At 47.2% G+C, this 23579-nt stretch carries 20 protein-coding genes; 11 read left to right on the forward strand and 9 right to left on the reverse strand.

All coding sequences use genetic code 11. The features are described 5' to 3' along the window. Positions 1-64 precede the first annotated feature (64 nt). From ACSF8W_RS08105 to sgrR, 4 genes are all read left to right on the forward strand, one after another. Positions 65-1642, forward strand: a complete 1578-nt coding sequence (locus tag ACSF8W_RS08105) for a glutamate synthase-related protein (protein WP_500846559.1) — start codon at positions 65-67, stop codon at positions 1640-1642. 708 nt (positions 1643-2350) lie between these two features. Continuing rightward, positions 2351-2737, forward strand: coding sequence for an NADH:ubiquinone oxidoreductase (locus ACSF8W_RS08110; protein WP_500846561.1), 387 nt, complete (start codon positions 2351-2353; stop codon positions 2735-2737). A 340-nt stretch (positions 2738-3077) separates the two neighbouring features. Next, positions 3078-3500, forward strand: coding sequence for a hypothetical protein (locus ACSF8W_RS08115; RefSeq protein ID WP_428478252.1), 423 nt, complete (start codon positions 3078-3080; stop codon positions 3498-3500). 158 nt (positions 3501-3658) lie between these two features. Further along, entirely contained in the window at positions 3659-5365 is a 1707-nt protein-coding gene (sgrR, locus tag ACSF8W_RS08120) for an HTH-type transcriptional regulator SgrR (protein ID WP_500846563.1), read from the forward strand. Between the two features lie 111 nt (positions 5366-5476). Here sgrR and ACSF8W_RS08125 read toward each other — a convergent pair whose 3' ends face one another. From ACSF8W_RS08125 to ACSF8W_RS08140, 4 genes are all read right to left on the reverse strand, one after another. Continuing rightward, complete coding sequence (locus ACSF8W_RS08125; RefSeq protein ID WP_500846565.1) at positions 5477-6718, reverse strand: D-alanyl-D-alanine carboxypeptidase family protein; 1242 nt, start codon at positions 6716-6718, stop codon at positions 5477-5479. 134 nt (positions 6719-6852) lie between these two features. Next, entirely contained in the window at positions 6853-7323 is a 471-nt protein-coding gene (locus ACSF8W_RS08130) for a DUF2753 family protein (RefSeq protein ID WP_500846566.1), read from the reverse strand. Beyond that, a complete protein-coding gene (locus ACSF8W_RS08135) occupies positions 7320-8291 on the reverse strand; it encodes an ABC transporter ATP-binding protein (RefSeq protein ID WP_500846568.1) in 972 nt (323 codons plus the stop codon). The genes ACSF8W_RS08130 and ACSF8W_RS08135 overlap by 4 nt, the downstream gene beginning before the upstream one ends. Then, positions 8288-9130: an ABC transporter ATP-binding protein gene (locus tag ACSF8W_RS08140; RefSeq protein ID WP_500846570.1), complete on the reverse strand. Its 843-nt coding sequence runs from the start codon at positions 9128-9130 to the stop codon at positions 8288-8290. The genes ACSF8W_RS08135 and ACSF8W_RS08140 overlap by 4 nt, the downstream gene beginning before the upstream one ends. A gap of 295 nt (positions 9131-9425) precedes the next feature. Between ACSF8W_RS08140 and nhaD the strand changes: the two genes are divergently transcribed. Then, positions 9426-10814 carry a sodium:proton antiporter NhaD gene (nhaD, locus tag ACSF8W_RS08145; protein ID WP_500846714.1) on the forward strand — a complete coding sequence of 463 codons (1389 nt, stop codon included), beginning with the start codon at positions 9426-9428 and terminating at the stop codon, positions 10812-10814. Positions 10815-11025: 211 nt separating this feature from the next. Then, positions 11026-11685 carry a hypothetical protein gene (locus ACSF8W_RS08150; RefSeq protein ID WP_500846572.1) on the forward strand — a complete coding sequence of 220 codons (660 nt, stop codon included), beginning with the start codon at positions 11026-11028 and terminating at the stop codon, positions 11683-11685. Positions 11686-11801: 116 nt separating this feature from the next. Here ACSF8W_RS08150 and ltaE read toward each other — a convergent pair whose 3' ends face one another. Beyond that, positions 11802-12821, reverse strand: a complete 1020-nt coding sequence (ltaE, locus tag ACSF8W_RS08155; RefSeq protein ID WP_500846716.1) for a low-specificity L-threonine aldolase — start codon at positions 12819-12821, stop codon at positions 11802-11804. Between the two features lie 324 nt (positions 12822-13145). Here ltaE and ACSF8W_RS08160 point away from each other — a divergent pair, with 324 nt between their 5' ends. Further along, positions 13146-13448, forward strand: a complete 303-nt coding sequence (locus tag ACSF8W_RS08160; RefSeq protein ID WP_500846574.1) for a hypothetical protein — start codon at positions 13146-13148, stop codon at positions 13446-13448. A 94-nt stretch (positions 13449-13542) separates the two neighbouring features. On the opposite strand, the gene nagA is transcribed toward ACSF8W_RS08160, so the two are convergent. Continuing rightward, complete coding sequence (gene nagA, locus ACSF8W_RS08165; protein ID WP_500846575.1) at positions 13543-14667, reverse strand: N-acetylglucosamine-6-phosphate deacetylase; 1125 nt, start codon at positions 14665-14667, stop codon at positions 13543-13545. Positions 14668-14966: 299 nt separating this feature from the next. Here nagA and ACSF8W_RS08170 point away from each other — a divergent pair, with 299 nt between their 5' ends. Both ACSF8W_RS08170 and ACSF8W_RS08175 read left to right on the forward strand, forming a co-directional pair. Then, positions 14967-16370: an MDR family MFS transporter gene (locus ACSF8W_RS08170; protein ID WP_500846577.1), complete on the forward strand. Its 1404-nt coding sequence runs from the start codon at positions 14967-14969 to the stop codon at positions 16368-16370. Between the two features lie 566 nt (positions 16371-16936). Then, a complete protein-coding gene (locus ACSF8W_RS08175; protein ID WP_428478262.1) occupies positions 16937-17698 on the forward strand; it encodes a DmsC/YnfH family molybdoenzyme membrane anchor subunit in 762 nt (253 codons plus the stop codon). 101 nt (positions 17699-17799) lie between these two features. Here ACSF8W_RS08175 and ACSF8W_RS08180 read toward each other — a convergent pair whose 3' ends face one another. Then, positions 17800-18339 (reverse strand): hydrolase, encoded by a 540-nt coding sequence (locus ACSF8W_RS08180; RefSeq protein ID WP_500846579.1) that lies wholly within the window; start codon positions 18337-18339, stop codon positions 17800-17802. A gap of 320 nt (positions 18340-18659) precedes the next feature. Here ACSF8W_RS08180 and ACSF8W_RS08185 point away from each other — a divergent pair, with 320 nt between their 5' ends. Together ACSF8W_RS08185 and ACSF8W_RS08190 are read left to right on the forward strand one after the other, a co-directional pair. After that, entirely contained in the window at positions 18660-19346 is a 687-nt protein-coding gene (locus ACSF8W_RS08185; protein ID WP_500846580.1) for a VC0807 family protein, read from the forward strand. Positions 19347-19842: 496 nt separating this feature from the next. After that, positions 19843-20169 carry a peptidylprolyl isomerase gene (locus ACSF8W_RS08190; protein ID WP_500846582.1) on the forward strand — a complete coding sequence of 109 codons (327 nt, stop codon included), beginning with the start codon at positions 19843-19845 and terminating at the stop codon, positions 20167-20169. A gap of 257 nt (positions 20170-20426) precedes the next feature. On the opposite strand, the gene ACSF8W_RS08195 is transcribed toward ACSF8W_RS08190, so the two are convergent. Together ACSF8W_RS08195 and ACSF8W_RS08200 are read right to left on the reverse strand one after the other, a co-directional pair. Continuing rightward, on the reverse strand, positions 20427-20669 hold the full coding sequence (locus ACSF8W_RS08195; protein ID WP_500846584.1) for a hypothetical protein: 243 nt from the start codon (positions 20667-20669) through the stop codon (positions 20427-20429). Between the two features lie 364 nt (positions 20670-21033). Next, positions 21034-23553, reverse strand: coding sequence for a glycosyl hydrolase family 18 protein (locus ACSF8W_RS08200; RefSeq protein WP_500846586.1), 2520 nt, complete (start codon positions 23551-23553; stop codon positions 21034-21036). Positions 23554-23579 lie beyond the last annotated feature (26 nt).

Consider the following 23579-nt stretch of genomic DNA (forward strand, 5'->3'; position numbering starts at 1 on the left):
ATGCTTTCTTCTACGCTATAAAGTGATTTATCAACATAACAAGAAATCATAGGACGTGTAGCGTATGAGCAAGCCCATTATTGCAGACAATAAACCGATCAAAGTGACACTTCAGGCAGGACAAGAATATTATTTCTGTACCTGTGGCCGCTCTAAAAACCAACCCTACTGTGATGGTTCCCATGCTGGCACCGATTTTACCCCGCACGCTTTTACCGCTAAAGACAGTGGTGATGCCTTTCTTTGTCGCTGTAAATACACAAGAGATGCCCCTTTCTGTGATGGGACCCATCAACAGTTTTCCTCCGAACTTGTGGGTAAAGAGGCGCCAGATCAGGAATCTGAACCCGAAACAGAAGAAAAACATTCTGGTGGAAATGACATGCCCGTCGCCAAAGCCACGACTGACGAGCCAACCGTGGCCTTTATTCACCAGTTAGCGCGAGAGGGATTGGCAAACATGGGTCACCATGGGCCAATGACCTCCATGGGTGTGCCGCGTCATTTATTACCACACTGGGATGACTTGCAAATCATGGTGGCACAAATGGCGACACAACCGTTGCAGGAAGATGTGCCAGTGGCGACAGAGTTAGTGATTGGCCCGCAGGCGAAAAAACCGTTGAAATTAGCGATCCCATTGTTGGTGTCAGACATGAGTTTCGGTGCCTTGTCGGAAGAAGCGAAAGTGGCCTTAGCCAAAGGGGCAGAGCTGGCAGGCACGGGTATTTGTTCCGGAGAAGGTGGCATGCTGCCGGAAGAGCAGGCCGCTAATAGTCGCTATTTTTACGAATTAGCCAGTGCGCAATTTGGTTATGACGAGGAAAAACTCAAACAGGTACAAGCGTTTCATTTTAAGGGCGGGCAAGGCGCAAAAACCGGCACGGGTGGCCATCTGCCGGGGGCGAAAAATATCGGTAAAATTGCGCAAGTACGGGGTATTGAAGCGGGTACACCCGCGATTTCGCCGCCAACCTTTACAGACTTACACACAACAGAAGATTTTAAGCGTTTTGCCGATCACGTACGTAATGTCACAGGCGGGATCCCCATAGGCTTTAAACTCAGTGCCAATCATATTGAAGAGGATATCCAATTTGCGTTGGATGCCAGTGCCGACTACATCATTCTGGATGGACGCGGTGGTGGTACCGGTGCTGCGCCTGAGATGTTTCGCGATCATATTAGCGTTCCTACTATTCCGGCGTTAGCCCGTGCTAGAGCATACCTCGATAAGGTGGGGGCCAGTGGCCGTGTCACCTTGATTATCACCGGTGGCATACGGGTACCGATCGACTTTGTCAAAGCGCTAGCGTTAGGGGCGGATGGGGTCGCGATTGCCAATAGCGCCATGCAGTCTATCGGGTGTGTGGCGGCTCGCATGTGTAATACCAATAATTGTCCGGCAGGAATTGCCACGCAACGAGCGGATTTGCGTCAGCGATTAAACGTAGAGAAAGCCTCGAAGCAACTGCAAAACTTCTTTGATGCATCAACCGAGTTAATGAAAGTGATGGCGAGAGCGTGTGGACACAATGAGTTAAGCCAGTTCAATGCGAATGATTTGGCGACATGGCACCGTGAGATGGCACTGCTTTCAGGCGTGAAATATGCCGGAATAACGGCCGTCGATAAAACGTAATGTTAATCCTCCTGAACATCAATTTGGCTGCTCTTAACCAACAACAAAAGGAAGGCGATGACCTTCCTTTTTTGCGTCCGCTTAGGTGGTCAACACCGCAGAAGAAGCCGATGGTGACGGCTGCCAGCAACACCGCATGCAAAGGGAAAGCGAATAGGAAATATCCCCCTCAGACGCCGGCAGGTGCGCGAAAAACGCAACCACATGAAGTGTCCCCAAGAGAGTGTAAGTAAAGGTGAGTTGGGTGGAGAGGTATGGGAGCTGCTAGGGATAGTGACGGTTGTGTCTCGAAGTAGAAGGGAGGTCTGTCGTGTTGTATTTGTCTTACGGTGTGTGCGAAATTTGTCATATTAGCGTCTTGATAAAATCATCATTTTATTTCGTAAATACCCACAAAGTAAGCGGTAAATGCTGATGTGTTCGGCATGTTTAGGCGGCATGAAGAAAGAAACGTTGCTTTTGAGAGCAAGCGTACAATTTCTTACATAAAACAGCTGCATTAACACGGGTGTTACCTTTCTGGTATATACTCTGAAAGGTCAGTGCGTTAACGTGTTACAAAATGTAAACTGATGATTTTGTGTAGGCTATACCGCGATAGGTCAAAATATATGCAGTGTGCATTTTTGATTAAAAGTGAGAAAATAGTCGCATCTAATGAGTGAGTGAAGAAAGAACGCATTTTCTACTTTTCCTAAGGGGGTGTGTATGAAATTAGCATTAATTTTACTTTTATCGGCATCAGCAGGCGTATTTTCCGGTGAGCATTTTCATTCGTTTATGGCGGGGCTGGGTATTGCCGCTATTGCCGTGGGATCGGCTTATTGGTTGGCTTTTCGTTGTTCGACCCGTTATCCGCAACTCGCATTCTTGATGTTACTCATGGGGTTGATGGCCAAAATTGGGGTGACGATTACAGGGGTGATGTGGGGGCTGAAAGCCGATGTGATTAATTCCCCGTTTGTGTTCTCGCTCTCTTACTTGTTCTTCTCGATTGTTGTGACCTACCTGTATTCGGTGTGGCGAGAGTTCACAATGAAAAAACAGTTGGCTAAACAGCAAACAGAAGCCTCTTTAGCGGCTAAGACAATCTGATTGACTGATGTCTACGTTTGTCACAGAAAAAAGAAGAAACGGGCGTTTAGCCCGTTTTTTGTTGCCGCAATTTGATACATGTCTACCGAAAACACGATTTCATCAATGCGAAAACAGATCGCAATTTGCAATTACCGAATCGATATACCAAATTGCAATAGAATGAAAGATATACAGTAGAGTAGAAGAGAAAACGCAGAAGTTATCGTAGAGACAAGTGTTTAACTAATTCCACCTATTTGTCGGTAAATTTGGGCGTGGTAATTGCATTAGTTTTAGAACAGTGAGGCTCGATTGCTGTGTTGCAATATAGGCATGTTGATGAGGGGTGGAAATTCGAATGAAAACCACAATTGTTTTGATTTTGCTGGTCTTATTTAGCCATACCGTTGCGGCTGCGGATCTCAGCAGGGCAAAAGAATTGGCGCGTTGCTATAAAATTGTTGTCCCGCCTATTGTGTTCAATCAAGATGACTACAGCGATCGAGAATACCAAAGTTTGATTGGCCTAGAAAAACACTTTAAGCATCAAGCGAAATCACTGGCAGGTAATCAGTGGGAATTAGTGTCATTCATGGCCCTGTCTTGGGCGGAAGGGGTGGTTTCTACCCACCAATTCAATGGAGAGCAGTTACATGATTACCGTGATTGGGTGTTGAATTCTTGCCGAGATTATTACGGCAATGGGGGTTACAAGCATGTGCGCTTGAAAGACAGCCATAAACTGATGGTGGCAGATACGGATGCTTCCATGTTTAATTAACTGTTGTTGAGCCATTGGCATGCTTTAATCGCGCTCCATTAAGGCATAAGACCTTAACCGTGAGTGAACGAAATTGGATCTGCACTGGTACATTCAAGGATTTACGTTAAAATAGGAAGTCTACTTAGGTATGTCTAATTCATGTAGGTTCCTCTTTTATGAGTGGTCAACGGCTCAAGTCTCAGTTTCAACGCCTCTATCATCATTTTTCTGGTCAAGACAGCGATACAAATCTGCAAGATATTGCGGAAGTGCTTTTTTGTACGCGACGTAATGTGCGTATGGTGATCAATAAAATGGTCGATACTGGCTGGATTGCGTGGGAGCCAGCAGTTGGGCGAGGTAAACAATCTCGTTTGATATTTCACAGTACGGACAGTGAGTTACAACTCAATCATGCGCGAAATTTAGTCGCGGAAGGTAAGTTAGAGCCGGCCTTAGAGGCATTAGGTAATAATGCCGATAAACTCGCGCAAATCATTCAAGAACAGTTGGGTCACACGACGGCACACGGTAAACAAATTGTACGCTTGCCGTATTACCGCGCTTTCAGTAATTTGAATCCTCTTCAGCCTTTGCGGCGTTCGGAACAGCACCTTGTTCGACAAATTTTTAATGGCCTTACGCGCATTAATGATGAAAAAGAGGAAGTCGAAGGGGATTTAGCCCACCATTGGGAGGAAATCACCCCACGACATTGGCGTTTTTATTTACGTCCGTCGGTACGATTCCATGATGGGCGACTGCTTGAGCATCGCGATATTATTGCGACGTTTGAGAAAGTGAAAACGCATCGGTTATTTAGTCATATTCACTGTGTGGATGCGCCTTTTGCCAATACCATTGATATCCATCTCTCAATGGATGATCACCGTTTTCCAGACTTACTGACCAATTTGGTGGCTGTGATACAGCCTGCGGATGTGGACAGTACGGATCGGACTGTGCTGTTTCCTATCGGCACCGGCCCGTATAAGGTGATTCAAAATGACAATAAACGCTTCAAGCTTGAGGCGTTTGAACAGTATTTCGGCTTCCGTGCATTGATTGATGTGGTAGATATTTGGATGCTGTCTGAAGTGGCATCGTGTTATTTACAACCTGCCTCTGATGCGACCCAATTGGGGGGCGTGAGCACATCGACGCGATTGAAACTCGATGAAGGCTGTAACTACCTTTTGTTTAATCGCGTGTCGGGGCTGCCGGTTGATCCGCTGTGGCTAACCTATTTGCAGGGGCGCTTAACCGCGCTGAATATCTTGCAGCGATTAAACAAAGAGCAAATTGGTGATTTTCGTTTAACCAATGCCTACGGGATTTTACCTGGGTGGGCGCATGTGCCGTTGGTGAGTCGCGCAGTGGCTGCGCCGCCAGCAAAACGGACCTTGACGATTGCCTTTGCGTGTCAGCATCCGGTTTATCCGCATGTGGCAAAAGCGATAGAAGATATTTTGGCTGATGATGGCATCAAGCTAAAAATCCTCGAGCTATCGACCACGGAGATCGCACTCGGTAAACATGCGGGTAAAATTGATATCTGGTTGGGCGGGATGAGCCTGATGAATTACCGCGATGATGCGTTGCTGGCGTGGTTCTTTAATTTCGACCATATCGCTCGTGCGATGCCGGAAGAAGAGTTTGCCGCTTTGGAGGCCGAGGTGGCGCATTGGCGACGAAACAAAAACGTGCCGTCACCGTGTCAGCAATTGGGCGCCAAGCTCGTAGAGTTTGGTCAAATCTTGCCTTTGTTCCATAACTGGTTAGGGGTGGATGATTCGGGTGTAGTGCAGGGTATGCAATCTAACTCGATGGGGTGGTTTGATTTCAAGTCGGTGTGGATGAAACCCGAGCACGATGTATCGTGATGCGTGAGTGAAATAAAAACAAACCCTGTGATTTGCTCACAGGGTTTTTTGTATTGGCGATTTAGGTCGCGTTTGCCATGTGGCAAATATGAAGCACCAAGAGTGAAATGTTTACTGCGCGCTACCGCGGTTTTTATCGTCATCACGTGGATCCCAATCCTGCGCGGTGAACCATTGGTTAATCGGTCGCCATACAACGTCAACCATCGACCGATACCACGGTGCTTTTTCTGACTCTTCTTTGGCAAGCAGCGCTTGCTCAGCAATGATCTCGTCATTGAGATACCATTCAACTTTGCCGACTTGCTGGCCTTTTTCAACCGGTGCTTCGAGGTTATAGTCATAGATGATCTGGTGTTCGACCTGTTTGCGTTGTCTGCGTGGCACCGTAATGATGCCACCATCGGCAACTTCAAGGTTGATCGAAGAAGGGGAACCATACCAGACCTTTAGCGGGGCGAGTTCTTTGCCACTAAATTGCGGTTGAATATCTTGATAGAAGCGAAAGCCCCACGTCAGGAGTTTCTTGCTTTCTGTGCGGCGGGCTTGGCTGCTGTCTGTACCCAGTACGACAGCAATTAAACGTTGGCCGTGTTGTTCTGCTGACGAAACTAAACTGTAACCGGCTTGTTTGGTATAACCGGTTTTAACGCCATCGACATTGATGGTGGTATCCCACAGTAATGCGTTTCTGTTGCCTTGTTTGATTTTACCAAACGTGAAGGACTTCTCTTTAAACATGGGATAAAGGGTGGGGAGTTCTTGGATCAGAGAGCGAGTTAGCAATGCCATGTCATACGCGGTGATGACCTGTTCGTTGGCATCAAGCCCGTGCGGATTAGAGAAGTAGCTGTTGGTCATGCCAATTTTTTCGGCGTGCTTATTCATCATTTCCACGAACGCAGGCTGGTGGCCTGCGACATGCTCTGCCAATGCAACGGTGGCATCATTGCCCGATGAAATGATCACGCCACGATTAAGATCATCCACCGACACTTCATCCCCGACGTTCAGAAACATTTTCGAGGAACCCGGAAATTTCTTCCCCCACGCATTTTCGCTAATAATGACCAAATCGTCAGCGGTAATGTGGCCGGCTTTGAGTTCTTTTCCTACCACAAAGCTGGTCATGATTTTCACTAAACTGGCCGGTGCGTGTGGCGAATCTATATTTTCCCCCGCAATAACCTGACCAGACTCATAACTCATCAATATCCAGGCTTTCGCTGCGATTTCTGGCGGTGTTGGAACGGTACTCGCCTGCGCTGGCAGTACCGCGACAAAGGCCATTGCCAATACAGAGAGGAGGGGAGCGACGGTATGGCGAAGTGTGAGTGTTCGGGTTTGTGTCATAGCGAATTCATCCCTGCACATGTCATATCAATACTTTACTTAGCTTAGTAAAATTTTGACGGAAGTGGATGAATTTGCTGTCAGCTTTGCCTGAATGACAAAGCTGACACGGTAACTGCACTCGTCGTGCGGAGTTACCGGGAGGCGGACGTCGGTGAATACGCCAGATTCATATGCTGTTGGCCTTGCATATAGACCACATGCAATTCAACTAAAGCGCTGCCTTCTTGTTGCCAACGGTCTGATGACTGTTGCTGGCAAAATTCCATCATACTGACAATCATGCGATCGAGCTTTTTTAAACACCAGCGTGTCATTGCGGGATCTTGCTGGGGATCACTCGCTAATGCCTGTAATTTGCTGTAGGCAAATTGCTGATAGCTGTAGGCCTGCTCACTGTCGCCTTGTTGCTGGAAGCGACGGTGTAATTGTTGGCAAGCCGCAAACCAGTAGGCCAGCGCTTCACTGTGCTGTTCGGTGTGGATGGGGCCAAAAACGGCCTCAGGCGTATGGTTGACGGCGTGAACCAAATAGGGGATCCCGTTTTCAGATTCACGCTGCAAGTGTGCTTTGAGTTGATCTAGCCAGCATATGATTTCTGTCATGCCACCTTGTCCTTTTTCCAGTTCGCGACAAAATGATTGGCGCCAAGCTGTTGGAAACCGTCTGACGGTTCAATGCTTAATGCGCGGATTTTATCGGCACTTACTGAATAGTTTGGTTCAGTTTCGACAAGATTGGCAAACGGTAAATCCGGATCCGGTACGGCAGAGATCAAAAGTCGCGTATAAGGGTGGGTGGGATTGCGCAAAATAGAATGGGTATCGCCCCACTCAACAATTTTCCCCCGATACATGACGGCGGTTTCTTCTGCAATGTAATGCGCGGTCGCCAAATCGTGCGTAATGTACAGAAAACCAATGCCCATTTTCTGCTTCATTTCCTTCATTAAGTTCAACACCCCGAGGCGAATCGAGACATCCAGCATCGATGTCGGCTCATCGGCCAGAATCACTTCGGCACCGACCGCAATGGCTCGGGCTAAGTTAACCCGCTGGCGTTGGCCACCACTGAGTTGGTGTGGGTATTTTTCCAGGTCATCGACCGGTAATTCTACCAACGCCATTAATTCTTCCAGCTTGGGTTGCACCGCTTTTTTATCAGGGACACGACCATGGATCAATAATGGACGCGTCAGGTGGTGCCGGATCGTATGGGTGGGATTGAGTGAGCCGAACGGGTCTTGAAAGACCATTTGTACTTTACTGCGGTAATTTAACGTGTCTTTACGGCCTTTAATCTCATTGATGTTGGTGCCATTAAACAGAATCTCACCCGATGTAACGTCATGGACTTTGGTGATCAATCGGGCACAGGTGCTTTTGCCACAGCCTGATTCCCCGACCAGAGCTAACGTGCGGCCGGGGTAGAGTTTGAAGTTAATGTGGTCGAGCGCGCGGAATGTTTCACTGCTGCTAAAGCCACCGCCAGCTTTAAAGTCTTTGACGACATTATTGACTTCAATGATTGGGGTCAGGGGCGGGTTCACATTCTTGTTCGTGTGATTGTTCATGCCGTGATTTCCTCGCTGATCGTAATGTGGCTGGCGTCTTCGTGAATGTTCGGGAATGAAGCCCAAAGCTGCTGCGTGTACGGGTGCTGGGGATCATTGCGGATCGCTTTTGCCGTATTCACTTCAACAATTTCACCGTGACGCATCACGGCAATGCGGTTACACAGTTGGCTCATCAGCGCCAAGTCATGGGTAATGAACAAAATGGAGAAGCCAAATTCTTTCTGTAGCTGGAAAATTTGCTGCAAAATTTCACGTTGCACCACCACATCCAAGGCAGTGGTTGGCTCATCCATGACGATCAGTTTGGGGCTCAGGCTCAGGGCAATGGCAATCACCAACCGCTGACGCATACCGCCGCTGAATTGGTGCGGGTAGTCATTCAGGCGATCTCGGGGAATATTGACCAAATCCAATAACTTTTCGGCCCGTTCTTTGGCTTGTTGACGGCTATAACCCAAGTGGTGGCGCATCACATCTGAAAATTGTTCAAGCAGTGGCAGTACAGGGTTGAGAGAGTTCATCGCACTTTGGAAAACCATGGCGATGTCACGCCAGCGGATAACACCCATTTCTTGTTCGGTCAGCGACAGTAAATCTTTGCCTTGGAATTGAACTTGGCCGTGCGTGATTAACGCGGGCGGCTTATGCAGACGGTTAATGGCAAAGGCAATGGTGCTTTTACCGCAACCGGATTCACCGGCGAGGCCGAAAATTTCCCCTTTACCAATATCAAAACTTACGCGCTTAACGGCTTTGAAGTCACCTTTTTCAGTGATGTAGGTCACCTCAAGCGACCGCACCTGAAGCAGGGGATCGGGATGGTAAGCCTGTTCCATAATGTACTCCATGCTAATTATTAATCTGAATTAAAATAATTCGCATTTGCATTTAATGTAAGGTCCAATCCACGAGTTAGTGATCCTTACTGCAAAAGAACACAATACGTTGCACGTTTTCATTGCCGAATGTAAAAAAGGCGTGTCTATGCGAACATGTTAAATGGATGTTACCTCACGAAATTGTCAAAAAGGAATGTGTACACTGTGTGAATGAGAAATAGAAATACGTATACCTCAGGAGGAGAGAGAAAGGATGAAAGTCTGTCACCTTATCATTGTTGTTGTGCTTAGCATGATTGCCCCGCCCACATTGGCCGCGACGGCCGGTTTAGACCTCACTCAATCCCCCATTGGTTATGTGTCATTAGTGATTTTTGCCTTGGCCTATTGCTTAGTGATGGGGGAGGAATACTTACAACTGCGTAAATCGAAACCGGTGCTGTTGGCGGCAGGATTGATTTGGCTAATGATTGGTTATGTGTATCAGCAGCATGGTGCGACCGACGTTGCACAACGTGCCATTGAACATAATTTGTTGGAATACGCCGAGTTATTGCTCTTCCTGTTGGTGGCGATGACCTACATCAGTGCGATGGAAGAGCGACGGTTGTTTGATGCCTTACAAGCCTGGATGGTCAGTAAAGGCTTCAATTATCGCACCTTGTTTTGGATTACGGGCATTCTCTCTTTTGTCATATCGCCGATTGCAGACAACTTAACCACGGCGTTGTTGATGTGCGCAGTGGTGTTGAAAGTGGGAGGTAGCAATATCCGCTTTATCAACATTGCCTGTATTAACATTGTGATTGCCGCGAATGCGGGCGGCGCGTTCAGCCCGTTTGGCGATATTACGACCTTGATGGTCTGGCAAGCGGGGTTAGTCAGCTTCGTTGAGTTCATTGATTTATTCATCCCTTCTTTAGTGAACTACCTTGTTCCTGCAGTGATCATGGCGTTTTTTGTACCGAAAACCCAGCCGAATACCGCTTATGAGTATGTGGAACTGAAGCGGGGGGCGCGGCGAATTGTTGGCTTGTTTATTTTGACTATTATGACGGCTGTCGCTTTCCATGCTGTGGTCCATTTCCCGCCGGTTATCGGCATGATGATGGGGTTGGCCTATCTACAATTTTTTGGCTTTTATCTGCGCAAAACCTTGCCGCGTTCACTGGAAAAAAAGAAAGCTGCTGCCGTGGCGAATAATGATGACGTGGCCTTAAAGCGACTGGGCTCTGTCGTGCCGTTTGATGTGTTTAAGCGGGTCTCTCATGCCGAGTGGGACACGTTACTGTTTTTCTATGGCGTGGTGATGTGCGTGGGTGGGCTCAGTTTGCTTGGGTATCTGGGGATGGTCTCAGAGGTCATGTACAGTCAGTGGGATCCGGTGTGGGCCAATATCGTGGTCGGCTTACTGTCTGCTGTGGTGGATAATATACCGGTCATGTTTGCGGTGTTGACGATGCAGCCTGATCTCAGCCTGGGTAATTGGCTATTAGTGACGTTAACGGCAGGGGTTGGAGGCAGTTTGCTATCGATCGGTTCAGCGGCGGGGGTTGCGTTAATGGGGGCGGCGCATGGGAAATATACCTTCTTTGGGCATCTGAAGTGGATGCCAGTGATTGCACTGGGTTATGCCGCAAGTATCGTTTGTCACCTTTGGCTCAATCAACATTTGTTTTAACGGGGGGGGGGACCGCTCATTATTGTTTGAATAGTAAACAGTGGATACGGCCTAGATAAGACGGAAGTGTGTAGGCTGTCACTAATGTTGACGAAAGTGGGCCCGTTATGCAGGTCGATATTTGTTTTAAGTTATTGATGTGATTTACTAAAAAAAGAAGCACACAGGATACGTTGAATCCTTGCTGTTGGGATGTCGAAAAGGATGACGCATGAATAACGCTGGATATGTGGGGCTCGCGATCGCTTTACTGAGCCCATTGTCGATGGCCGTGGCGATGGATATGGAAACAGTACTGCGCATGCCAACGGTTAAGTTGGGCGTGGTAAAAGCCAGTGGCAATGTTGAGGTCAGTCAGGCGGGCGTGTTTGATGATGCACCATTTAATTCATCGACCGCGATCAGTCCCTTTCTGATGCTGATTCAACCGCCGGCGTATTTCACAGAAACGACGCGCTGGGGTTATCACACGGAATTAAGCGGCAGCTATTTTAAGCTGGATTACGATGGCGATGATCATCAGGGTTTTCGTGATGGTGAATTGGACGGGTATTCCGTGTCTTTTACGCCGGTATTGTTTTATCAGTGGGGCGATAAAGACCTGTGTACTGGATGCAAAAGTTGGCGCGTTGAGGTTGGGGTCGGTGCACATTATGTCGATATCGACGGTAAACTTACCGCTGACACGTCAACGGGGCAGCAAACAGCATTTTCCGCTGCTGGGTTGGGTGTGAACGCGCACCTTGGTGCGGTGGTGAACTATAAACGTTGGGAACTCGGGCTACGTTTGGTGGTGCCGACGACATTAGACGATGACGATATTGACGTTGAACACGGATTATCGACCGTGAGCCTGGGGTACCGTTTTTAGGCTAAGTGATCGTAATAGAGAGCAGCATTAGCAATGGTACCATTAGCAAAGGTTCTATTAGAAAAAGCACCCGAGGGTGCTTTTCTTGTCTTTGCCGCATAAAGAAATACAGCGACTTAGCTTTGCTCTGCAACAGCGGCTTTCAGTGCTGTAATAAAGGTGTCGATGTCTTCGCGGGAAATATCCTGATGGGTGACAAACCGCATCGGATGACCGGCGGTGATCAAGATACCTTGCGCTTTCAACGTCGCTACAAGCTGGGCTTGATCAATGGTGTCAGCCACTTTGGCGAACAAAATGTTCGTCTGTACATGCTGAACATTCGCCGTGAAGCCCGATACGGTATTCAGTTGCTCGGCCAAATATTTTGCATTCGCATGGTCAATGGCTAAACGCTCGACGTGATCCGTCAACGCAATTTTGCCGGCGGCCGCTAAAATGCCAGCTTGGCGCATACCGCCACCCAGCACTTTACGCCAGCGGCGTGTGCGTTGAATGAAAGCGTGATCGCCCAACACCAAGGAGCCGATGGGTGCGCCTAAGCCTTTGGATAAGCAAATGGTCATGGAATCAAAGTGCTGGCTAATTTCGGTGATGTCGACATTGAGTGCCACAGCCGCGTTGTACACACGGGCACCGTCCAAATGCAGTTTTAAACCGTGTGTGTCAACAAACTCACGAGCTTGTGCCAAATAGTCGAGGGGAAGCACCTTGCCATTGATGGTATTTTCTAAGCTGAGTAAGCGGGTGCGGGCAAAATGCGGGTCGAGTGGTTTGATGGCGGCGGCTAATTTGGTAAAGGGCAGGGTGCCATCATTCTCATTTTCAATCGGTTGAGGTTGAATCGAACCTAATACGGCCGCGCCACCCCCTTCAAATTTATAGTTATGAGCTTGTTGCCCGCACAGGTATTCATCTCCCCGTTCACAATGCGCCATTAATGAGAGTAGGTTAGCTTGTGTGCCAGAGCTACAAAACAGCGCACTTTCAAAACCGTGGCGTTCGGCGGCCCAGCATTCCAGTGCATTCACCGTGGGATCGTCGCCATAAACGTCATCGCCAACGTCTGCTGTTGCCATCGCTTGTCGCATGGCTTCTGTTGGGCGGGTTACGGTGTCTGAGCGAAAATCAATCATCATTACTTCCTTGGGCTCGTCATAGTGAAAAGCCAATATAGCACCTAGTTTGTTTTTGAGAAATCGCCACTGACCATGACGATTTTCGGCAATGAATGTTTGAATTTATGATGCAAGGCAAAAAAACAACGGAATCTGTTTGTTGTAGGGGGGAAATGTTAACGAATGGAATGTGACTTGGCTAAACTTAGAGAGAGCAAAAGTGACACTGAAACCCAGTGTTTATGCGAGTGATGTCCAACGATGATGCGGCGTTGTGAAGTTGTTGTAGTGCGTGTTATGTGCATGGACAAAACAGGGTGAAGACAGATCGGAGGCTGGCGTATGTTGACCGAAAACAGACAGTTTATTATACCGGGAAAAGCGGGACTTCATGTGGATGTGACAGTGAATCCCATTGGTGAACTTAAAGTCAATGTCTTAGAAAAAAACAACCTCTTCACGGCACCGTTCGAGCAACTTGTGTTTGAAACGCGAGGCAAGAAAACGGAGCTGCTGTGCAAACAAGGCCCCAAATCGGAAACGGTAAAGTGGCATGTGAGTCTAACAAGTGATGATGCGAGAGAACTTGCCAAACTGATTGAAGCTGCGGAAGACGAGTACGAAGCACTTATGCGTGATTTATGAATGTTCGCGTATGGGTGCCTGAATGAAAAGCCCTGTTTAACAGGGCTTTATTGTTCTCGGAGATAAAAAAGAAACACGGAGTTCGTGAAGCGGATTAAATGCGCTTTGTCCCCATTTGGAAAACACCACACACTTCATTATTGTCGTTGAGAAGTGTGATATTGGCTTTATAACCGCTTTCTAATTTGCCGTAGTGATCATCAATCCCCATCGCTTTCGCCGGATATAGGCTTGCCATGCGCAACGCTTCTTCGCGGCTGACACCCACGTGTTGAATAAGATTACGCACCCCTTCAATCATGGTAATGGCCGCGCCAGCAATGGTGCCATCAGCGTAATGACATTTACCATCAGTCACATAGGCTTGAATCCCTGCCATGTCATATTCGGTGATATCTGTGCCAGCAGGGGTAACCGCATCCGTCACCATAAACAGTTTTTCACCCAACATTTCATGGGCAATGCGCACGGAAGCGAACGAAGAGTGAATACCGTCGACGATGATCCCCGCATGGGGTTTTTTATCAAAAATATAACCGACGCCACCCGGTTCACGTGAACCTAGTGGGGTCATCGCGTTATAAAGGTGGGTGGCCATACTGATATTTTGTTTCGCCGCTAATTCATCGTAATTGGCGTTGGTGTGGCCCATCGACACGGTAATACCCGCATCATTGAGGATATTGATCACGGCTTGCGATGTATTTTCGGGGGCGAGTGTAACAACCGAAATCAAAGACTGATTATCCGCAAGGTAATGGGCGGTTAACTCATCCAATACACGAATGTGATTTTCAGCATGTGCGCCTTTTTTCGCTGTGCTGATAAACGGCCCTTCAAGGTGCAAGCCTAAAATGCCTTCGGCTTCTTTGTTCTCTATGTCAGCCACCACATCAATCGCCTGACACATCTTGTCGTGTTCACTGGTGATGAACGTTGGCAGGTATTGGGTGGTCCCGCTTTTCAGGTTGGTTTTATTCATGATATCGAGCGTATTTTTTTCGATATCGATATTAAACAACACGCCACCACAGCCATTTAGTTGTAAATCAATAAAACCGGCGGTAGCGGTAAGGCCTTGTGCTGAATAGGTTTCTTCTGGAAGCTGAGCGTTTTTCATCGGTACAATGGCGTTGATGGTGTCACCCTCAACCACAATCGCGTGATTGTGTAGGGTTGACGTGCCGGTGAAAACGTTAACGTGGGTGATGGCGTACATAGGCAATCCTCTTAGCAAGCAAATTCTTACAAAGCGGTATGGCCATGGCTTCATCGTAAACACTAACAGACCAAGCACTAACTGATCAAAGAAGACCAAACCGCTTAACTTAATTTTTAATTAAAATTAAGTTAGACCACTTCCACTATGATGTCAATAGCATGACAGGGACTTTAAGCGCGTAGCATCGAAGCATAACATATTGACATTGTTGTCAGTTTTTATAGGCAGGCGGAGTATCGGCTATTTCAGAAGCGAGCAGCATGATTTATCATACTGCGTCTTATTGAGGAATAAATATGTCGCCGAAAACCATATTTGCGAGCGTAGCGTTGGTGATTGCGCTGGGTTCGCTGGAAAAAAGTATTGTTACTACACCCTTGCCCATTATTGGAGAAGAATTAGGCGCGGGCCAAGCGTTAACATGGATTGTCACGGCGTACTTGCTTGCGGCGACGGCAGTGCTGCCTTTGTACGGCAAACTGAGTGATATGTTTGGTCGCGTTAAAATGCTTAACGTGAGTATTGCCTTGTTTTTGTTAGGTTCGGTGGCGTGTGGATTAGCGCAAGATTTACCGACCTTGATTGGTGCGCGTGTGTTGCAGGGCATTGGTGGCGGTGGATTGATTGCATTGGCCTTTACTGTGATTGCAGATTGTATCCCTGCGCGTGAGGTGGGGAAATACCAAGGGTATATCTCTGCGGTGTATGCGGTGTCCAGCATTGCTGGCCCATTGCTGGGCGGGTATTTTGCGGAACACTTGAATTGGCGTTGGATTTTTTGGATTAACCTGCCACTCGGGGCGATTGCATTGTGGTTGATCAATACCAAACTCAAACACCTGAATAAAGGGCGGAAAAGCCGATTTGATTGGTTTGGCGCGGGTTTATTGATGGCCGTGACGACCATTTTACTGTTGCTGCTTTCACCCGAATCGGTGATTGATAATCAGATTTTGGCGATCAGCTTGTTGGTGTCAGTGTTGCTTTTGGTGCTGGTGGAACGCCGTGCTGCGGATCCGATCATTCCTATGCGCGTGCTGACGTTACCGGGTTACACGATCAGCGTACTATTGATCATGTGTTCCCAGTTGTTGATGTTTGCTGTGCTGGTGTATTTGCCGCTACAGATGCAGTGGGAGCAAGGTTTGTCGGCGTCTGCCAGTGGTTTATACATGATGGTGTTCATGATGAGCATCACTGGCGGTGCGTATTGTGGCGGTAAGCGCATTGCCAAAACCGGTTACTACAAATCACTGGTGGTGGGTGGCTTTGCGTTGTCGGCATTGGCAATGGGACAATTGTATATGGGCATCATGCCTATTGTCGCGCTGGCGATGGCGGGGTTGGGGCTAGGCTTTACGCTACCTTCGCTCAACGTGGTGGTACAGAACGTGTTGCCTGCCAGTGATCGCGGCATTGGTTTGTCCCTCTTTGGCTATGGGCGTGAATTGGGTGGCGCAATTGGTGTAGCCTTCTGTGCGGCATTGTTCCACCTTAAAGTTCCGGTCTTGGTTGGTGAGGGCAGTGCCCATGGCTTGAAAGATTTCGCCCCTGAACAATTGGCGGCGGGGTTTACGTTAACCTACGGCGGCATGGCGATGATTGCGATTCTGGCGTTTGTGATCACGGTGTGGCGATTGAAAGCACAGTCGTTGTCGAATGATGTTGCACCGACTCAGCGACCGCATGATGTGAAGTGATGTTGCATCCGGAATAGATGTGTAGGAGAGACTTTTCGTCTCTCCTAATTTCAGTGTATTTAAATACTTAATCCTGCATCAAATGAAAATATAATAATAAATATTCCTAAGAATAGTTTTATAGAAAGGTATGACCACATTAATATTGATACAAACCTTGATTTCACTTTAGTGTTTGTAACTTTAATAGCAAAGTAGGTGGCAGTTATATCAATACCTATTAGGGATATACGAAAGTGTTCGTGTGTAGTGTATTTGTCAAAAGCAAGTACTAGTGGGAATAAAAGAAAATATATCATCAACACAAGCACATTCATATGGTTACCGTTGTTTATTGGGTAAGTTTTAGTTCTTTGTTTTTTAGTTTGTTTTAAATCTAATTATATGAAAATTGAGTACTTAATTCTATTCTGAAATCAGGTTGTCAATCTACCGCGATGTGACGAGTTGATGCTTCTTGGTCGTTGTTGCAGATAGAGATAGAACAAAGGGATGAGGTAGGGCACAATACGCAGCTTTGATAATAATGAGAGTCAGCAACACGTTGCTGCATAGAGGTGTGAGTTATGGCTTGGTACGAATGGCCATTGATTCTTTCAAGTGTTTTTTACCAATTAGCGATTGGTGCTTTTATTGTTTTGGGTGGATGTATTCTGACGGGTAAGCTCTGCTTTGGTCAGATGGATCGTTTGCACCGTACGATGCCTGCGTTGTGGCTGCTACTGTTCAGTGGTTTGTTCTTACGTGAAATTACCCTGATTTTTTCTCAGCTTTCTGTCTCACCCATGTTAGGGCAAGAGGCCTTGATGGTGGTTGGTTTCTTTGCGTTAGCACTGCTGTATTGGTTTGCAGAAAAAGGCTTGGTGGGCAGTGATCGCCTACGTAAAGCGTATTTGGTGTTAGTGATTGCTGCCGGAACCGCTTATCTGCTGCATGGATTATTTGTTCGTAGTGAACAGTGGTTAGTGGCGTCGCATTTCTTGGCGACGACGCTCTGTGGTGGCACCTTGCTGGCGCATGCTTCCCTTGTAAAAGCCGAACATAAAGTGGATGAATTTAACCGTGCTCTGCCTTACGTTGGGGCCGTAATCATGGTGATCTGTTTCTTGACAGGCTTGCCACAATTAACGGATTTGGCATCATTGGCGGAAACACGAGGGGAGGCAGCCCCGTTTATTGCCCAGGTGACGAGCTTAGGCTTATTGATTGCAGCCGTTGGCGTGTGGTTTATGCCGTTGCTGACCAAGAGTAAACCCGCATTGAATGTCATGACATTTGCGTTGGTGTTGATGATTGTTTCTTCTTACTGTGCCGGCGTCGGTTACTAACAGTCGTTTACTAACCGCCGTTTATTAACAGTCGGGGCCATCGCTGGTGCTTTATTGAATGACAACACAGCCGTGACGAGGCAATGCGTCACGGCTGTTTTTTATTTAATGACTGACAGTAACTGCTTAAAGCGAACCCCTTCCGCGACACCTTGTAATTCAAATAGTACCATTTCGGTTGTCGTTAATGCCGCCCCCCATTGCTGCATTTTCTCCAGAGCGATCATTTTATTGTGCGGCTTGCGGGAAGAAACCGCATCAGCGATCACTTCGACGTTATAGCCCTTGTCCAGCAAATGGCGCACAGTTTGATACACACAAATATGGGCTTCTATCCCCATGACTAACACATTACGGCATCCTGTGTTTTCCAGCGCGGCCACAAAGGCGTCGTTGCCGTAGCAACTGAAGGTGTTTTTAGCGATAGGGCGCAGGTGTTCAAGTTGGTGTGCGATCTCTGGGATCGTTGGGCCTAATTTGTCCGGTAACTGCTCAACCCAAATGATGGGCAACTCAAGCACTTTTGCGCCGCTGACCATGGTGGCGAGGTGATGGAACAGGGTTTCTTTCTCATCCATCATGTGGGCTAACTTGCCTTGTACATCGACGATGACTAATGCGGTATCGGAGTGGGAGAGCATAAGCGACATTCCTTCTGTCTGTGTGGCGCGTCATTGTGACGCCATGCTTTCTATTGAATATAGCCAATAGGGCAATATTGGTGCTATACAATCTATGTCGGCGGATGTGTTATGTGGTGTAAACGTCGACAGTATACCGTGGTGGCAACGATAATTAGCCGCGTTAACGGGGCTGAACATTAAGTAAATTAGCATTTTCTTGCTGTTTTGAGAGCTCTGCAGGGCTGATTTAATCTTTTGTAACGTACAGAGGGTTTACAGCAGCAAGAATTCGCGGAACAATGCAGATGTATACAGTTTGGAGACGTTTGTAAAATATTATGACAGAAAAGAAACCTAGCCCACTGAACGACATCATTTTCAATGTCATTGTGCCTTCCGTTATTTTGATGAAATTCAGTAGCGATGAGCACCTTGGCGCTGTTGGCGGTTTGCTTGTTGCCTTGGCTTTCCCCGTTATTTTTGGCGGGTATGAACTCTTCAAGTACAAGAAATTCAACTTCATCTCGCTGTTAGGTATCGTGAGCGTCTTATTGACGGGCGGTATCGGTTTGCTAGAGCTTGATAACAAGTGGCTAGCGGTGAAAGAAGCGCTGATCCCTGGCTTAATCGGTACAGGTGTTTTTCTTTCTACGTTTACCAAGTACCCGGTCGTCAGCAAGATGTTGATTAACGATACCGTGCTTAACATGTCGTTGATCCATGAAAAACTGCAAGAGTTGGGCAACCGACAAGCCTTTGACCGCAGTTTGGTGACCGCGAATTATCTGTTCGCTTCAACCTTCGTATTTTCATCGGTGATGAACTACGTGCTGGCGAAAGTGATTGTGACCAGTCCATCCGGTACTCAAGCGTTCAATGAAGAATTGGGCCGTATGACATTGGTGAGCTATCCGATGATTGCGATCCCATCCATGATTATGATGATGGGTATCTTCTTCTATATGTGGCGTAAAATTCGTCAGATGACGCAATTGGAATCTGCACAGATCCTGAAAGCCGAGTAAGGCTAGGGTGTGTCCCTCAATTATGTTGCGTCCATCGCTGCTGCTATTTTCAAGCAGGACAACTTAAAAAATGTGTGATTTGGTGGGCCAAATGAGCAATTTTTAAGGCAGTCATGCGCAGGAAATAGCGCAGCCCGAAGGGTTATGGCCAAAATCCGCGCTATCTGCCCAAAATGGCTTGAAGATAGAACCACTATGTTCATCGCCATTTTGATTGCTTTCACGAATTTTGGACCTATAACGATAGTGCAAATAATTAAGGGACACACGCTAGTCATCGAACAGTAAAAACCGCCTGAATAGGCGGTTTTTTTATGGGCGCAGCTTTTGCTGGCGGTAATGGATTGGGGGACGCGTGTTATTGCTGATACGGGTTATGGGTAGTGAAAGTGTGGATAGCAGCAGGATGAATAATCGCATTTGACGTCATCTATTTGAGCTCATCGGCCTATCGTGTAAAATGCGCGGTATATAATACCGAAAGAGACAAAGAGTTATGGCCAGTAAAGCGCATGCGTTGCATATCCTTGTGAAGCACAAGGAACAAGCTGATGACATCATTTCCCAATTGAAACAAGGTGCGAAGTTCCAAACACTGGCCACCAAGTTTTCATCATGCCCATCGGGCAAGAAAGGTGGGGATTTAGGTGAGTTTCGTAAAGGCGCAATGGTACCGCAATTCGACAAGGCAGTGTTCTCTGGTAAAGCGATCAGCACCAGTGAAGCCCTAAAACTAAAGAACCCGAATTTGCGTGGTTTGATCCCAGAGGCGGTAAAAACCAAATTTGGCTATCACGTGATCAAGGTGCTTTACACCGTTTGATTGATGATTGGTTTATCGCATAAAAAAGGCGCAGTGTGCGCCTTTTTTATGCCGAAACTAGGCGGAAGTATTATTTAATATTAATCAGAAATACCTCGGCCAAAATAATTATCACTCAAGCAGTTTGCATCTCTTTGTATGCTTAGGAGTGAGAAAATTGAAGCCACTCTCTCTCGAGTATCTGGATGTTTGTTAATAATATTGGATTGTTGTGATTTTGTTGCGTTGCTCTGGGGTGGCATTAAGTATTGACAATGCTACACCTCAACGATTAATGAGCTTAGTTTTACTAAACTGCTAGATGTTGTGATATCTCGCCCACTGACTCTAACCTTTAGTCCCTGTTGTAAATGTTCATAAACTTCTTCATATGTATCGACATATATATAGTCTGCTGAAAATCGAGTTGGGCTTACAACGTATTTATTGTTTTTTTGACGGTGGGGTATTTGTATTTCATCTTTGTATTTACCTGATTTTGTGACGTATTCAATTTTCATCTTGTAACCTTTGTATTTAGAGGATTATTAATTGATGAGTAATGTATAACAGTAAATCCGCGAGACAATAGAGTGATCGTGTAAGTGTGAACATGATGTTCGAGAGATTGCAACTAATGTTTAGTCTATTATTTATTTGTGATTATCGCTGGATATATTGAAAATAGTTCAATAATTACTTGTCAGTATTTTGATTGATTATCCCAGTTTACTTGACTAGTGCATATCGACATTGAGAAAAACTGCCTATATTTTAAACTTCTCCATCGTCACTTATTTAATACGGTACAAGCAAAAATAAAGGGATGCTTTCGCATCCCTTTGTGGTTTTTACAGTAATGAAATTACTTGTGAACAGTGCTTATTAGCAGCCAGCTGCACCAAGCTCTTTCCATACACCCCATTTGCCCGTTGTGCCTGGCTCTTGGTTTTGTGTCCACCACTTGGCAGAGTACTCTTTGCCATTGTGAGAAACGACATCACCAGAGGTGTAAATAACGCCTGCTTTGTATGCGTTTGGACATTCAACCACTGGTGCATCGCCCAGAACAACAACAGATGCGCTTGCGCTGTCAGACAGTTCACCGTCAGAAACAGTTACTGAGAACGTCAGTGTCATATCTGCAGGGTAGCTACCTGCTGTGAACATCAGGCTTGAACCGCTTTGTGTCGCCTGAACGCCCGCTGGAATGTTCCACGTGTACGTTAGCGTGTCGTTATCTGCATCGCTTGAACCGCTTGCGTCAACAACAACCACATCACCTGCGTTTGCAGTTGCTGGTGCAGTAATAGCGGCAACAGGTGCAGTATTTGTCGGACCCGTGCTACCTTCAGGTGTGGCAGTTACTACAACCGTGTCAACCGCTGTTGCACCTTTGTTGTCCGTTACTGTTAGTGAGAATACAAACGTCGTCTCAACAGTGACGGCCGGGATGTTAGCAGAAGCAGAAACGGTGTTCGCGCCAGTCAGTGATACTGAAGGACCCGATGTTTGTGTCCAGCTGTAAGCCACGATTTGACCATCAACATCTTTTGATGCTGAACCGTCAAGAGCAACAACACCGGCTGCCGTTACAGCAACATCTGCGCCTGCATTCGCAACAGGGGCTTTGTTTGCTGGTGGCGGTGGCGCATCACCAGCTAGCGACTCTTGCATTGCATTCAGGATATCACCGTTATCGGCATCGATTTCCCAAGCAAACAGACCTGCAAAGTTGTTTTGACGAACGTAAGCACCTTTCGCCATCACAGAGCGTTTGTCATCATAAGTGATAAGATCACCGTTTGCAGGATTCCACACCCATGGTGCTTCTGCTTGAGCATCGTAACCTTTCACAACGCCAGATTTGTTGATGTAGTCAGTCACGATATCTTTATAATCGATAACGCCCGCTTCCCACGAACCTGCAACCTTGCCGTTACCTACGCCCGTCATTGGGTTTGTTGGATCAGACATGCTTGCTTCTGTTACGCCAGTCCAACCACGGCCGTACATCGCTGCACCGATAACCATCTTCTCTGGTGGAACGCCTTTAGCAAGCAATAGCTCGACACCGTTTTTCGTGGTGTAAGCAGGGCCTTTACGTGGTTTACCTTCGGCATCCACACCTTTACCCGCACACTCGTCAGCGGTCATGTGGCTGCCACAATCAAGCGCCGCTTGGTGACCAACAACGTTGTTCCAACCACCGTAGTAGTCGTACGTCATCGCGAAGATGTAATCCATGTACGGAACAGCATCGATGTAGTTTACGTCTTCGATCTTGTCGTAGCCTACACCCACAGCAGAAGTCAGTTCATAGGTACGGCCAGTTTCAGCAGAAAGCGTATCTAGCATCGCGCGAAGTTCTTGCATAAGAACCGCATAGGTATCGCCATCTTTTGATGGGTCGCCTAGGTTAGGGTTTGCGCCTGAACCGCCTGGGTATTCCCAGTCAATATCAACACCGTCGTAGAATTTCCACGTTTGAAGGAAACGCTTAACCGATGCGACAAACTTGTCACGCTTGGCTTTGTCGCCGAACTCGTAGAATGGGTCAGACAGTGTCCAGCCACCGATTGAAGGCAGGATTTTCAGATCAGGGTAACGCTGTTTAAGCGCCATGATCTGGCCGTAAGTCCCTTTGTAAGACGAAGAGTGGCTTTGACCTGATTGCGCGTGTGGCATTTGTACTGCCGCCCATGGGTCGTGAATAACCACTTCAAAGTCATCCATACCCACACAAGCACGGTTAAGCGCTGCTAAAGGACCATCCGCAAGAGAAGGGTTGTTGCCACAAATTGGCACGAAACCATAAATGATGTGCGTCAGGTTTTGCGCTGGGATTTTATCTACTGGGAATTTACGGCCGTAAACACCCCATTCAACAAAGTAGGCACCGACAACAGTGTTGGCAGGTGTCACGTAGTCTTTGTTGTTTGGATCGACGTTCATTGGTAGCGGGTCAAGGTGGCTACCGTCTGTGTCTGCTACAACGATTGGCTTAGGTGCACTTTGCGTACAAGCTTGCGCTGCACCTGTGCCGCTACACAATTCTACAACCATGTCATATTTGCCGCCTTTGGCAACTTGCAACACGGTGGATTGTTTTTGGGTTGCTGCTGGTGAAACGGCGGCTTCATGCGCCACTTCGCCGTTCAGTAGTACACGCCACGTATCAGCGGGCTCACCAGACCAACGATCCCAAGTCACCGGTACTTCAGCGTACGGCTTAACGACAACCAAATCTTTATAAGCGGTTGCTGCGTCGTTCACTTCGATAATGGAAAAGTTTGTCTCCATCCATGAAATGATAGGGGCGCCCGGTGCCGCCATAACAGGTGCTGATGTTGCGCCTGCTAGTGTGGCCGCAATGAGCCCACCAAGAAAAGTCCGTTTGTTCATCTAAATTCCCTCGAAATTGATTGCGA

The organism is Photobacterium sp. 270122K (genome assembly GCF_059941365.1).